This window comes from Streptomyces sp. NRRL S-1813, assembly GCF_000719605.1.
GTDB lineage: Bacteria > Actinomycetota > Actinomycetes > Streptomycetales > Streptomycetaceae > Streptomyces > Streptomyces decoyicus.
Genome location: NZ_JOHB01000003.1, coordinates 171116 through 183884 on the forward strand (window position 1 = coordinate 171116; position 12769 = coordinate 183884).

Here is a 12769-nt window from a genome sequence, read left to right on the forward strand (position 1 = left end):
CGCACGCACAGCGGGCCGGTGGCCGACGGACTTCGGCCGCCGGCCCGGCCCCGGGTCGGCGGGATGCTTCGTCCCACCGGCCGTCCCCTCGCTCACCGGGAGGCCGGGCCAGCGCTCCTCATGTCCCGACGGGCGGGGAGTTCAGGTAGGAGGGGGTGGCGGCCGCGGCGTCCTTGCGCACGAAGGCCCGGCGCAGGGCGTGATAGGGCTCGTCCGGGTCGAAGAAGATGCGGTGCATCCGGTCCAGTTCGTGCTCCCGGTAGGCGGCGAGCGGCCGCTCCGCCTCGTCGCGTTCCCGGGCGGCCTTCTTCGTGGCGATACGGGCCTGGGTCGCGGGCGCCGACGCCAGCCGGGCGGCGAGCCGGCCGGTCTGCGCGGCGAAGTCCTGCGCGGGGCAGTCGATGATCCGGTCGACCAGGCCGAGCCGCGCACCTGCCGCGGCGGTCATCGGCAGGGCGCGGGCGGTGAGCTGCCCGGCCACCTCGGGGCCTGCCCGGCCGGGCAGCGTATAGGTCCAGTACTCCGAACCGTAGAGCCCCATCAGCCGGTAGTGGGGGTTGAGCACCACGGCCGAGCGGCACCACACCTCGTCGGCGGCGAGGGCCAGCATCGCCCCGCCCGCCGCGGCGTTGCCGCCGAGCGCGGCGACCACCAGCCGGTCGGTGGTGGTCAGGACGGCATGCACCAGGTCGTCCATGGCGTTGATGTTGGCCCAGGACTCCTCGGCGGGGTCGGCGGCGGCCTCGATGACATGGAGGTGGATGCCGTTGGAGAAGAAGTCCCGTCGGCCGCCGAGGACCAGCACGGAGGTCGGCCGGGCACAGGCGTGGCGGTAGGCGGCGAGCAGGCGGCGACAGTGGCCGGTGCTCATCGCGCCGCCGGGGAAGGAGAACTCCAGGAAGCCGGCCGCCCCGTCCTCGCGGTAGCGGATGTCGCTCCAGGTACGGGGGCCGTCGCCGGGGTCGAGCGGGGCGGGGACCTCGGGGAGCGGCGGGAGACGGTCGCCCAGCGCCAGTGTGGCGGGCAGCTTGAGGGTGCCGGGCTCCCCCGGTGCGCGGGGCGGCCGCAGTTCCGGGATCCATACCGCGCCGTCGGCCGTCGCCCGGCAGATCGCGCCACACCGGGTGGCGAGCAGCTCGCCCGGCCGGCCCGTCAGGGTGTCCTCGGGGTGGCCTCCGTGCAAATGCCAGATGTCACCGAGGAGTTCATCGCGCACACCGGGCTGCGAGTCGGCGGCGCGCAGCTTGCGTACGACGGTGTCGGTGGGGTCGGACCGCCAGTCGATGCGGCGCAGGTCCTGGCGGAAGGGCGGCCGGGGCCGGCCGGACCTCGCGGCGTCGGGCAGGGCGGTCTGCGGCTGCGGGCGGTGGGTGCCGGACGCCACGCGCGCGACGGCCGACAAAACGGCCTCGACCGCGGCATCGGCGATCTCGTTGCGGTACAGGTCGGACTTGCCCACCTCGGGGACGGGGCAGTCGGCCGCGGCCCAGACATCACCGGCGTCCATCTCGTCATTGGCCTGGAGGACCGTGACCCCCCACCGCCCGGCACCCAGATGCACGGCCCAGTCGACCGTGGACGGGCCACGGTCACCGACGGGGCCGGGGTGCACGATCAGGCAGGTGCAGGCGGACCACACCTCGCGGGGCACGGCCGTCTTGAGCATCGGTGCCACGATCAGGTCGGGCGAATGACGGCGTACGACCTCGGGGAGCGGCGTCTCCCGCGTCACCAGCTCCACACTCAGGTGGTGCCCTCTCTCACCGAGTTCGGCGTATACACGCTGCGTCAGGCTGTTGAACGCGCCGGCGATGAGCAGAATGCGCACAGCGGACTCCCCAGGAGCTCGGACCGGTCAGCGGGTAACTGATCGCGATCGTCCCCCACGGGCTGCCGTCCGGCTCCGGAGCCGCGCTACGGGTCACCCGATCGACGGCCGCCGGGCGGCGCAACGGGGCGCCGGGAGGCCGGCCCGCCCCGCGCTCCCTCCGACACTCCCTCTGACGGATCGTCATTTGGTTCCGGATGGAGATCATCTCGTCGGAATCCCGCCAAAGTTGGCGCGCCGGGCACGCTTCCCGAGACGGCGACATTGCCCTTAATTGACATTCACTTGGTCATACTTTTACCTTCAGTGCTGTGGCATCAGCGCTGGTCAGCGCCGTATGCCCGGTTCTTCTTCCGCACTCTCATCGGAGGTTCCCATGGAGCAGCTCATCAAGAAGATGGCTCAGGACAACGTCTGGCAGAACTGGCTCGCGGCCAACTCCGCCCAGCAGGCGGCGAAGAACGGCTGCATCAGCGCGGCGCCGAAGGCGGGCTGCATCAGCGCCGCGCCCAAGGCCGGCTGTATCTCCTGACCCTCGCACCCTCAGGGGCCCGGAGCGGGCGGGCGGCGCACACCACGATCGGGCCGCCCGCCCGCTCCCGGGCACCGGCCCGTCCCGGGCACCGCTCCCCGAATTCCCTTGTGGGCACCGCATTCCGAGCAAGGACGAGGATTCCATGGATGGTCAGCCGACCGCCGAGGTCATCGAGCAGATCCGCGACATTCCGATCTACCGCGAGTCGCTGGCGAAGGGCCACTTCCCCCTGCTCGACAAGCCGGAGATCGCGCGCGGCTTCCCCGACAACTGGATGACGCCCCGGCTGGCCGCGGCGCTGGAGAACGGCGAAGCCGAGTTCGTCCTCTCCACCGGCACCCATCACGCCCGGATGCAGATCATCCGGCCGCCGTATTTCCTGCTGCACTCCTACTACCGGCTGTGGCGCGAACACCCCGATATCGCAGACACCTGGGAATCGGGCTGCCGGCGGGTCTCGCTGACCACGGTGCTGGCGACGGAACATGTGGCGCGGGTCAATGCCGCACGACGCGGAACCGTGCCGGCGCCGGTGCCCGCCCTCGAGGACCGGCAGCTCGATGCGCGTACCTGCTATCTCAATCTGCGGCTCGATCCGGCGCTGTGGGACCGCGACGAGGTGGCACGCATGCTCCAGGAGATCCGGACCGCCGCGCGGACGCACCCGCGCGGCTGGTACCACCTCGACTGCTCCGGATATCACCTGGCGCATCTGCTGCGGAAGGTCGGCGAGTGGGGGCTGTGGGACGGCTTCCCGCCGCCCGCCAGCATCATCCACGCCTACGAATACACACCGGTCAACGTCCGGCGCTTTCTGCACCAGCACTTCGCCTGCCCGGTCATCGACCTGTTCGGCAGCACCGAGCTCGGCTATCTCTACTACAGCGACCGCCGCGGCACCTACTGGCCGCATCTCGACAAGATGAGCGTCGAACTCCACCCGGTCACCGCAGGGAGCACGATCTACCAGCTGATCGTCACGAGTGTGCGCAATCCCCATATGCCGCTGGTGCGGTACCGCTCGGGGGACTGTGTGCGCACGCTGGACGGGACGCCGGACCCCGGCGAAATCTCCCAATTCTGCGGCCGGGAAAAGGAATTGCTCAGCACTCCGCACGGGCCCGTCGCACAGGGCGACCTCGACCGGTGCATCGGTGAGACGTCCTCACAGGTCTTTGTGTACCAGTTGCGGCTGACCGGCGATTCCGAGGCGCAGCTGGTGTACACGACGTTCCACGGCACACCCGTCGAACCCACGGAAGCCGCGGCGCTGGAGGAAAGCATCGGCGAACTGACCGGGCGACGCTGCCGGCTCGCCCACCGTGCGCATATCCCCATCGGGAAGTCGGGAAAGTACGCCTGGCTCACGAGCGAGACCTGAGCCAGCGGGCATCCGACCGACCCACCGGGTACCCCGACCCACGCGACATCTGCTCCCCCGGACAGGAGAGGCATGACCACCCCGCCGCGGATATCCCCCGACGATCTCAAGAACCTGCTCGGTGACGCGCTGTACACCGAGGTGGTGACGCACTTCGACGACAAGAGCGCCGCACCACGCGATTTCGTGGAGCGCCAGGTCACCGAGTGTCTGCGTTACCTCTATCTCGTCTCCCGGCACCACGACCGGCTCGGCGGCCTGTTCCTGCCGGTCGAACAGGACATCGACGAGATCTGGCACTACCTCATCCTCCAGACCCGCGAATACCGGGCGCTGTGCGAGGAACGGCTGCCGGGGCACTTCTTCATCGAACACCGCAGCATCGCCTACGAGGACTACCAGCAGGAGCCGGGCCGCGAGCAGGCACTCGAAGAGGCACTGCGCTGGGTTCCGCTGTACTGCGAGGAATTCGGCCCGTTCGACGAGGGTGCGCTGCCGCACTGGACCATCGTGCGGTTCCTCCATGAGCAGATGGGGCTGTCGCTCGCGGATATCGCCGCGCTGGAACCGGTGGCGGCCTGAAGGCTCAGCGATCGATACCGGCTCGGAGGAAGAGGAATCATGACGGCTCGGAACGCTGCCCCGGCCATCCACGAGGTGCCAGAACAGCGGCGGATTCTGGCCGTCCTGGTCTTCTCCCAGATCCTCAGCGGCGCGGGCCTGGCCGCGGGAATCACCGTCGGCGCGCTGCTCGCCGAGGACATGCTCGGCTCGACCGGCCTGGCGGGCGTGCCCAGTGCGCTGTTCACCGCCGGGGCCGCGCTCGGCGCCGTCGGCATCGGCCAGATCTGCCGGCGCCACGGCCGGCGCCCCGGTCTTGCGCTCGGGTACGCCGTCGGCGCGCTCGGCAGCCTCGGGGTCGTGGTGGCGGCCGCCCTCGGCAGTGCGGTACTGCTGTTCGGGTCCCTGCTGGTCTACGGCGCCGGCACCTCGACCAATCTGATGGCACGCTACGCGGGTGCGGATCTGGCCTCGCCCGCACGGCGCGGGCGGGCGGTGAGCACCGTCCTCTTCGCCACCACGCTCGGCGCGGTGATCGGCCCCAATCTGGTGACCCTTACGGGAGAGGTCGCACACTCCTGGGGCATCCCCCGGCTCGCCGGGCCGTTTCTGCTGGCCGTCGCCGCGTTCGGGGCCGCCGCGGTCGCCCTGGCCGTGCTGCTGCGGCCCGATCCGCTGCGGCTGGCCGAGAGGCTGGCCGCGGAACAGGCCGTGGTGGCGGCGGGGAGTACGGCGGGCGACGCCGACGGCCGCCCGGACGAACGACCCGACCGGCGCGGGGTGGTCACCGGCACCACGATCATGATCATCACCCAGCTCGTGATGATCGCGATCATGACGATGACGCCCGTCCACATGCAGGCGCACGGCCATGGCACCCAGGCGTCCGGACTGGTCATCGCCCTCCATGTCGGAGCGATGTTCCTGCCCTCCCCGCTCACCGGGCTGCTGGTCGACCGGATCGGCCGGCGGTGGATCGCCGGCGCGTCCGGTCCGGTCCTGCTGGCCGCCGGGGTCCTCGCCGCCGTGGCGCCCCCGCACTCCGTTCCCGCGCTCGCCACGGCACTGGTGCTGCTCGGCATCGGCTGGAACTTCGGGCTGGTCAGCGGCACCGCCCTGGTCACCGACGCGCTGCCGCCCGCCCGTCGCGCGTCGGCGCAGGGCCTGGTGGACGTCGGCATCGCCCTCGCGGGTGCCACCGGGGGCATGGCCTCGGGTCTGGTCGTCGTCCTGGGCGGCTACCCGACGCTGGCGCTGGCCGGCGGGATTCTCGCGCTGGCCGTCCTCCCCGTCCTCGTCTGGGCGGTCCGCCGCCCCGCGCACACCGCCACCGCCCCCACGGCCCGTAAGGAAACGGAACAGATGTGAACGTCCGTTCGCACAACGGATGTTCCCGGCATCCTTTGAAGGAAATCTTGAAACTTGGCGTCATTTCTCGTTATCACGCCCGAAACCTGGGTGCTGCACTGTGAGGGCAGAGTGGAATCGTGTGGACGACCCACGGGGGACGAAGATGCGGAAGGACACCTGCATACCGGGCATACCGGCGCTGCGCCTGTGCCGCACGTCCCTCACCGCCCTCATGGTGGTTCTGGGATTCCTGCTGGGCGGTGCGGCGACGGCTTCCGGCGCCGCGAAGAGCGCGTTCACCGCCCCGTCGTCCGTGAAGTCCGCGAGCGCACCGCCGGCCGCCGAGCCGGACCATGACGGCACCGAGCAGAAGGCCAAGCGCGAGGCCGAGCGGGGCCAGCCGCGGCGTACCGCCCGGCTCTCCGTCGGCATTCCCCAGCACATCGGCCGGCCGCTCCCGCCGTTCGGCGAGGGCGTCAAGCTGCCCGTAGCCGCGATGTCATCCGGCGCCCCGTCGGCCGGCAGCACCACCAAGGCCGCCTCCAGACCGGCCGAAATCCCCGTCCTGCACTGCGTCTTCCGCTGCTGAGAGCGGCGTGGTGGCCTGCACCACCAACCGCACCTTGCACATTCGCGCCACCACCCCACCGTGGCACCACTCATCAGCAGGAGACCTCCTCATGGAGACCTTCATTCAGCATGCCCGGGGCCTGACGGCCCGTATTGCCGACCGGCGAGAGGAACAGGAGACGTACGGCCGGCTCGCGGACGGACAGTCCCCACTCGCTCTGTTCATCACCTGCTCCGACTCGCGGGTCGTCCCGTCCCTGATCACCGGGGCGCGGCCCGGCGAACTGTTCGAACTGCGGACCGCCGGCAACGCCGTGCCGGTCTACCGCGAGGACATGGCCGCCTGCGCGGAAGCCGCCACCATCGAGTACGCGATGCGCGTCCTGGGCGTGGCCGACATCGTGGTGTGCGGCCACTCGCACTGCGGCGCGGTCGGCGCCCGAGCCCGCGGCGAGGACCTGACCGGCGCACCTGCCGTACGGGACTGGCTGGCGCAGCAGCTGTCCGACCAGCTGCCCAAGGACGAGGAACCGACGGTCTCCGCCGCGGTCCAGCAGCATGTGCGCGAACAGGTCGACCGGCTGCGCGGCTACCCCTGTGTACAGGAGCGGCTCGCCGCCGGCGAGGTGAATCTGCACGGCTGGTTCTACGAAGTGCACACCGGCATGGTGGCCGCGCATCACCCGGCCTCCGATCTGTTCCTCCCGCTGTGAAGGCGGGCGTGCACCTCATGAAGCGATTCACCTCCTTCCGGGCGGACTTCACCGCCTCCCTCGTGGTGTTCCTCGTGGCCGTCCCGCTGTGCGTCGGGGTGGCCGTCGCCTCCGGGGTCCCGGCCGAGCTGGGGCTCGTCACCGGCGTGGTCGGCGGGCTGCTCACCGGCCTGCTCCCGGGCAGCAGCCTTCAGGTCAGCGGCCCCGCGGCCGGTCTGACGGTGCTGGTCTTCGAAGCCGTCAAGGAGTACGGCATCGGCGCGCTCGGCGCGCTGGTACTGGCGGCCGGCGCACTCCAACTGGCCATGGGCGCGCTGAAGCTGGGGCGCTGGTTCCGGGCCATTTCGGTCGCCGTCGTCCAGGGCATGCTGGCCGGCATCGGCCTGGTCCTGATCGCCGGACAGCTCTACGCCCTCGCGGACGCCAAGGCGCCCGGCAGCGGACTCGCCAACATCGGCGGAATGCCGGGCCTGGTCGCCTCCACCGTGGGGTCGGGGACCGCACTGGCCGCGCTCGCCATCGGTGCCGGCACCATCGCCGTCCTGGTGCTGTGGCCGCGCTGGCGGCGCGCCGCGCGGGTCCTCCCCGCACCGCTGGCCGCCGTGGCGCTCGCCACCACCGCGGTATGGGCACTGGACCTGCCCGTCGCACGGGTCCAGGTCAGCGGGCTGCTGGACGCCATCCAGCCGCCCGGCCTCGCCGACCTCGGCCGGCTCACCGAGATCGGTGTGCTCGGCACGGTCCTCGCCTTCGCGCTGATCGCGTCCGCCGAGTCCCTCTTCAGCGCCGCCGCGGTCGACCGGCTGCACGACGGACCGCGCACGGACTACGACAAGGAGCTGATGGCCCAGGGCGCGGGCAACGCCGTCTGCGGCATCCTCGGCGCTCTGCCGATGACCGCCGTCATCGTCCGCAGTGCGGCCAACGTCCAGGCGGGCGCGAAGACCAAGGCCTCGCGGGTGCTGCACGGCGTCTGGCTGCTGGTGTTCGCCGCGGCGTTCCCGGCCGCGCTGGGTGTGGTGCCGGTGGCCGCACTGGCGGGCGTACTGGTCCATGCGGGCTGCAAGCTCATCCCGTTCAAGGAGCTGCGGCCGCTGTGGCGCGAACACCGTGGTGAGGCCGTCGTTCTCCTGGTCACGGCGCTCGCGATCGTGACGGTCAATATGTTCGAGGGCGTCCTCATCGGCCTGCTGATGGCCATCGCGAAGACGGCATGGGAGACCTCCCACGTCCACCTCGACATCCACACCCCGGACGACGAGGACGAGCCGGTGCTCGTCAGCGCCGTCGGCAACGCCACGTTCCTGCGGCTGCCCAAGATCCTCGACCAGCTCGAGGGGCTGCCCGCCGACCGGGATGTGGAGCTCGATCTGAGCGGGCTGCGCCATCTCGACCACGCATGTGGCGCCGCGCTGACGAACTGGGCCGAACAGCACCGCCGCAGCCGACGGGCGGCGGAACCGGTGTCCTGACGACCGGACCGCCCGCCGGGCCTGCCGGCAGGCGGTCCGGCACCGGTCACGTGCCGGCCGTACGGTCACCGCACCGCGCGGCCGGACGGCGCTGCCGGGAAGACTCCCCCCGCTACGTTTGTTGAGCGTAGATCAGGTCGGTCGTGGGCGGCACGCATGCCCCGAGGCGGCCGACGCCACGCTTGTCGTCGTCGAGGGGACGGACGCTATGCCTCTTCAGGGTGAGTACGAGCCCAGCCCGGAGCAGTGGGTGCGCGATCAGGTCGAGCTGTACGAGAGCTCGGGTGGTGAAGAAGGCACCACGATGCGAGGGCTGCCGGTCGTGGTCCTGACCACCCGGGGCGCGAAGAGCGGAAAGATCCGCAAGAGCCCGCTGATGCGGGTGGAGCATGACGGGACGTACGCCGTGGTGGCCTCCATGGGAGGCGCACCCCGCCACCCCGTCTGGTACCACAACGTGGTGGCCGATCCACGGGTGGAGCTCCAGGACGGCCCGGTGCGCCAGGACATGACGGCCCGTGAGGTCACCGGCGAGGAGAAGGCCCTGTGGTGGGTGCGCGCCGTCGAGGCGTACCCCGATTACGCGGACTACCAGCAGAAGACGGACCGCCGGATCCCGGTGTTCGTCCTGGAGCCGGTGGCCACGCCGCACTGACGGGGCGGCCCGGCCCCGACGCTCAGGGCCGCCCCGGCGCTCAGAGCGTCACGAGGGAGACCTCGGTGGCCTTGACGCTGGTCCAGACGGACACGCCGTCGGCCAGGCCGAGTTCGAGGGCCGCCGAGGGAGTGATTTCAGCCACCAGGTCGGGGGCCTCGTCCGAGGTGACGAGGACCCGCAGCCGGCTGCCCGCCGAGGTGATCTCCCGGACGGTGCCCGGCCAGACGTTGCGGGGGCTGCCCGTGGGCTTGTCCAGGTGCAGGGACACCGCCTCGGGGGCGATGATCGCCAGTGCCCTGGCACCGTCGGGGAGCCGGTCGGCGGCGACGAGGTGACCGCCGCCGGTGAGCGCAAGTCCGTCGCCGGTGGCGGTGCCCGGCCAGGCGTTGCGGCCGAGCATCCGGGCCACCCAGGGGGAGCGCGGGTGCCGGGTGACCTCGGCGGGCGGCGCGTCCTGGAGGGCGTGGCCGTCGTCGAGGACGAGGACGCGGTCGGCGAGCGAGACCGCCTCGACAGGGTCATGGGTGACGATCAGGCAGACGCCGCCGAAGCCCGCGAGATGGCCGCGCAGGGTATGGCGGACGTGGGCGCGGGTGGTCTGGTCGAGCGCGGCGAGCGGTTCGTCGAGCAGCAGCAGACGCGGGCGGGCGGCCAACGCCCTTGCCAGTGCGACGCGTTGGGCCTGCCCTCCGGAGAGCTGGGCGGGCTTGCGGTGCGCGAGCGGGCCGACGCCGAGCCGGTCGAGCCAGAGCTGTGCCGCGCGGCGGGCCTCGGCGCGCGGGGTGCCCTGGGCGCGCAGCCCGTAGGCGGTGTTGCTCAGGGCCGACAGATGCGGGAAGAGTGCGCCGTCCTGGGGGACCCAGGCGACGCCGCGGCGGTGCGGGGGCAGCGTGGTGACGTCGGTGTCGCCGAGGCGCAGCGTGGCGCGGGCGCGTGGGGTGAGGCCGAGCAGGGCGCGCAGCAGGGTGGTCTTGCCGGCGCCGTTGGGGCCGACGACGGCGATGGTGGTGCCCGGACCGGCGTCCAGGGTCAGCTCGTTGAAGCCGGTGACCTCGGCGTGCAGCGGCCAGCGTTCCCGGGGCGCCACGGACACAGTGACGGGCTCCTCGATGCCGGTGGCGGGCGGCGACGCCGGGGCGGTGTCATCGCCGGCGCGGACGGGGCGGGCCGCGCGGTCGGTGGTGCCGCCCGTCCAGCGGCCGCGCAGAGCGACCAGCACGGCCATGGCGATGACGAGCAGCAGCAGCGAGACCGAGGTGGCCGCTTCCGGGGAGCCCTGGAGCAGCAGATAGACCTGGAGCGGCAGGGTCTGGGTGGTGCCGGGCAGATTGCCGGCGAAGGTGATCGTCGCGCCGAATTCACCGAGCGCGCGGGCCCAGGTCAGCGCGGCACCGGCGACGAGGCCGGGGGCGACCATGGGGAGGGTGACGGTGCAGAAGACCCGTACGGGGGAGGCGCCGAGGGAGGCCGCGGTCTCCTCGTAGCTCGTGCGGAGTCCGGCGAGCGTGCCCTCCAGGCTGATGACGAGGAAGGGCATCGCGACGAAGGTGGCGGCGACCACCGCGCCGGAGGTGTGGAACGGCAGCACGATGCCGAAGGTGTTCTCCAGCCAGCCGCCGAGCAGTCCGCGGCGGCCGAAGCCGAGGAGCAGCGCGACACCGCCGACGGTCGGCGGCAGCACCATCGGCAGCAGCACCAGCGAGCGGACCAGCGCCTTGCCGGGGAAGCCGACCCGCGCCAGCAGCCAGGCCAGCGGCACCCCCAGCAGCAGCGACAGCCCCAGCGCGCAGAACGAGACCAGCAGCGACAGCCGGAGCGCTTCGAGGACGTCCGGGCTGGTCAGATGGGTGCCGAGGTCGTTCCAGGGGGTGCGGGCGAGGACGCCGACCAGCGGCATCAGCAGGAACGCGATGGCGACCAGCGCGGGCACGGCCAGCGCGAGAGGGGTACGGGTACCGGGCGCGCGGAGCCTGCCGGCCGGGGGCGGGGCGAGCGTGCGGGGGCTTCTCATCGGGGTCCCTGGGATCGGGGCGGGCCGGGCCGGTGTACGGCGGCGCGCACGGGCCGGGCCGCTCCCCCGAGCCGGACGGTCCGTGCGCGCCGCACCGGGTCACGGCTTCTGGAAGCCGGCCTGCTGAAGGATCTTCTGCGCCTCGGGCGTGCTCAGCCACTTCACGAATGCGGCCGCGGCGGCCTGGTGCTGAGAGGCCTTCAGGGTCGCGGCGGGGTAAGAGGCCACGGCGTTCTGTGCGTCGGGGATGTCGACGGCGTCGACCTTCTTGGGTGCGGTGGCGGCGTCCGTCTTGTAGACGAGGCCGGCATCGGCCTCGCCGAGCTCGACCTTGCTGAGCACGGCGCGGACGTTGGGCTCCTGCGAGACCGGCTTGACCTTCAGCTTCTGGGCGTCCAGGACCTGCTGGCCGTAGCGGCCGACCGGCACCTCGGAGGCGGCGAGGACGACCTTCAGCTTGCTGTCGGCGAGGTCCTTGAGGTTGTCGATCTTCTTCGGGTTGCCCTCGCCGGTCGCGATGACCAGGCGGTTCTTGGCGATGACGGTGGGCGTGCCGACGTCGACCTTCATTCCGTCCATGGTCTTGGTGTCGGCGGTGACCACGGCGTCGGCGGGCGCGCCCTCCTTGACCTGGGCGGCCAGTTCCTGGGAGCCGGCGAAGGAGAAGTTCACCTTCGTGCCCGGGTGCTCCTTCTCGTACACCGCGCCGGCCTTCTTGAAGACATCGGTCAGCGACGAGGCGGCGAGCACGGTGAGGTCCGCCTTGGGGGCGGCGCGGCCGGACTTCTCGCTGCCCGCGTCCTTCTTGCTGTCGTCGTTGCCGCCGCAGGCGGAGAGCGGTACGAGGAGGGCGGCGGTCACGAGCGCGGCGGCGGCGCGGCGTCCGGAGAAGGGCTGGGACATGTGGCGGGACTCCTTGGAACGCGGGACGACGCGTGTCGTCCGGGCAAATGGGAAAAGCCGCGCCGTGCACGGGCGACGCCGCTGGTGTGAGGCAGCCGGCCGGTGGGGACGGTGGTTGCGGATCGGCTGGGGTCCGGCCGCGTGGGTCAGGTCCGGTCGATGTGCACGCTGGTGGACTTCACGCGGGCGGTGGCCTGCATGCCGACCTCCAGGCCCAGTTCCTCCACCGCTTCCCGGGTCAGCAGGGACACCAGGCGGTGCGGACCGGCCTGGATCTCGACCTGGGCGGCGACATCACCGAGCTTGACGGCGGTGACGATGCCCGGAAAGGCATTGCGCGCGGAGGTGTACGAGGCGTCGTCCTCACCGGTGCCGTTCTGCGCCACCTCGATGGAGAAGGCGGCCAGATCACGGCCGTCGATGAGGCGGCGGCCGCCGTCGTCGCGATGGGTCGCGACCTTGCCGGCGTCCGCCCAGCGGCGGGCGGTGTCCGGGCTGACGCCCAGCAGCCGCGCCGCCTGGCCGATGGTATAGGACTGCATGTGCGACAAGATATGCAGTATCAGCTCGCATTTGCAATCCTTCAGGCGAAGCTATATGGCAGATGCCAGGCCCCCTGGAGGAAGGAACGAAAGGCCGCCGTCCGACCGGCCGGCCATCCGCATGCTTCGAGGGAATTCCCCCGCACCTCCGTTTTCCAGTTTTCCAGGCGCCTTCGGATATCCCCCTGACGCCTGTCATGCGTGCCCGGACGGCGGGGCGGCGGGTGATTAGAGTGCAGCTGACA

Annotated in this window: 12 protein-coding genes; 8 read left to right on the forward strand and 4 right to left on the reverse strand. The window is 71.6% G+C overall.

The genetic code is table 11. From position 1 onward, the window contains the following. Window positions 1-118: 118 nt before the first annotated feature. Window positions 119-1828 carry a hydrogenase maturation protein gene (locus IF67_RS0107890; protein ID WP_030983508.1) on the reverse strand — a complete coding sequence of 570 codons (1710 nt, stop codon included), beginning with the start codon at window positions 1826-1828 and terminating at the stop codon, window positions 119-121. Between the two features lie 376 nt (window positions 1829-2204). On the opposite strand from IF67_RS0107890, the gene IF67_RS44165 reads away from it, so the two are divergent. The 8 genes from IF67_RS44165 (at window position 2205) to IF67_RS0107930 (ending at window position 9065) form a co-directional block, all read left to right on the forward strand. Beyond that, on the forward strand, window positions 2205-2360 hold the full coding sequence (locus IF67_RS44165) for a hypothetical protein (RefSeq protein ID WP_199812699.1): 156 nt from the start codon (window positions 2205-2207) through the stop codon (window positions 2358-2360). A gap of 145 nt (window positions 2361-2505) precedes the next feature. Next, window positions 2506-3744, forward strand: a complete 1239-nt coding sequence (locus IF67_RS0107900) for a hypothetical protein (RefSeq protein ID WP_030983509.1) — start codon at window positions 2506-2508, stop codon at window positions 3742-3744. A 72-nt stretch (window positions 3745-3816) separates the two neighbouring features. Continuing rightward, window positions 3817-4326, forward strand: a complete 510-nt coding sequence (locus tag IF67_RS0107905; protein WP_030983511.1) for a hypothetical protein — start codon at window positions 3817-3819, stop codon at window positions 4324-4326. 39 nt (window positions 4327-4365) lie between these two features. Next, window positions 4366-5673, forward strand: a complete 1308-nt coding sequence (locus IF67_RS0107910) for an MFS transporter (RefSeq protein WP_030983513.1) — start codon at window positions 4366-4368, stop codon at window positions 5671-5673. A gap of 121 nt (window positions 5674-5794) precedes the next feature. Continuing rightward, window positions 5795-6244: a hypothetical protein gene (locus IF67_RS0107915; RefSeq protein WP_030983515.1), complete on the forward strand. Its 450-nt coding sequence runs from the start codon at window positions 5795-5797 to the stop codon at window positions 6242-6244. Between the two features lie 91 nt (window positions 6245-6335). Further along, a complete protein-coding gene (locus IF67_RS0107920) occupies window positions 6336-6938 on the forward strand; it encodes a carbonic anhydrase (RefSeq protein WP_030983517.1) in 603 nt (200 codons plus the stop codon). 17 nt (window positions 6939-6955) lie between these two features. Further along, window positions 6956-8410, forward strand: a complete 1455-nt coding sequence (locus IF67_RS0107925; protein WP_030983519.1) for a SulP family inorganic anion transporter — start codon at window positions 6956-6958, stop codon at window positions 8408-8410. A 208-nt stretch (window positions 8411-8618) separates the two neighbouring features. Continuing rightward, window positions 8619-9065: a nitroreductase family deazaflavin-dependent oxidoreductase gene (locus IF67_RS0107930; protein ID WP_030983521.1), complete on the forward strand. Its 447-nt coding sequence runs from the start codon at window positions 8619-8621 to the stop codon at window positions 9063-9065. 40 nt (window positions 9066-9105) lie between these two features. On the opposite strand, the gene IF67_RS0107935 is transcribed toward IF67_RS0107930, so the two are convergent. The 3 genes from IF67_RS0107935 to IF67_RS0107945 all read right to left on the reverse strand — a co-directional run bounded on the left by IF67_RS0107935 (window position 9106) and on the right by IF67_RS0107945 (window position 12524). Then, window positions 9106-11079, reverse strand: a complete 1974-nt coding sequence (locus IF67_RS0107935; protein ID WP_030983523.1) for an ABC transporter permease — start codon at window positions 11077-11079, stop codon at window positions 9106-9108. 99 nt (window positions 11080-11178) lie between these two features. After that, window positions 11179-11982 (reverse strand): molybdate ABC transporter substrate-binding protein, encoded by an 804-nt coding sequence (gene modA / locus IF67_RS0107940; RefSeq protein WP_030983524.1) that lies wholly within the window; start codon window positions 11980-11982, stop codon window positions 11179-11181. Between the two features lie 146 nt (window positions 11983-12128). After that, window positions 12129-12524 (reverse strand): TOBE domain-containing protein, encoded by a 396-nt coding sequence (locus tag IF67_RS0107945; RefSeq protein ID WP_030983527.1) that lies wholly within the window; start codon window positions 12522-12524, stop codon window positions 12129-12131. Window positions 12525-12769 lie beyond the last annotated feature (245 nt).

What these genes read in the sequence shown, in the direction of transcription:
- IF67_RS0107930 (WP_030983521.1), top strand. Translation starts at nt 8,619, where the DNA reads ATGCCTCTTCAGGGTGAGTACGAGCCCAGCCCGGAGCAGTGGGTGCGC.
- modA (WP_030983524.1), bottom strand. Translation starts at nt 11,982, where the DNA reads ATGTCCCAGCCCTTCTCCGGACGCCGCGCCGCCGCCGCGCTCGTGACC.
- IF67_RS0107935 (WP_030983523.1), bottom strand. Translation starts at nt 11,079, where the DNA reads ATGAGAAGCCCCCGCACGCTCGCCCCGCCCCCGGCCGGCAGGCTCCGC.
- IF67_RS0107920 (WP_030983517.1), top strand. Translation starts at nt 6,336, where the DNA reads ATGGAGACCTTCATTCAGCATGCCCGGGGCCTGACGGCCCGTATTGCC.
- IF67_RS0107925 (WP_030983519.1), top strand. Translation starts at nt 6,956, where the DNA reads ATGAAGCGATTCACCTCCTTCCGGGCGGACTTCACCGCCTCCCTCGTG.
- IF67_RS0107900 (WP_030983509.1), top strand. Translation starts at nt 2,506, where the DNA reads ATGGATGGTCAGCCGACCGCCGAGGTCATCGAGCAGATCCGCGACATT.
- IF67_RS44165 (WP_199812699.1), top strand. Translation starts at nt 2,205, where the DNA reads ATGGAGCAGCTCATCAAGAAGATGGCTCAGGACAACGTCTGGCAGAAC.
- IF67_RS0107945 (WP_030983527.1), bottom strand. Translation starts at nt 12,524, where the DNA reads ATGCAGTCCTATACCATCGGCCAGGCGGCGCGGCTGCTGGGCGTCAGC.
- IF67_RS0107905 (WP_030983511.1), top strand. Translation starts at nt 3,817, where the DNA reads ATGACCACCCCGCCGCGGATATCCCCCGACGATCTCAAGAACCTGCTC.
- IF67_RS0107910 (WP_030983513.1), top strand. Translation starts at nt 4,366, where the DNA reads ATGACGGCTCGGAACGCTGCCCCGGCCATCCACGAGGTGCCAGAACAG.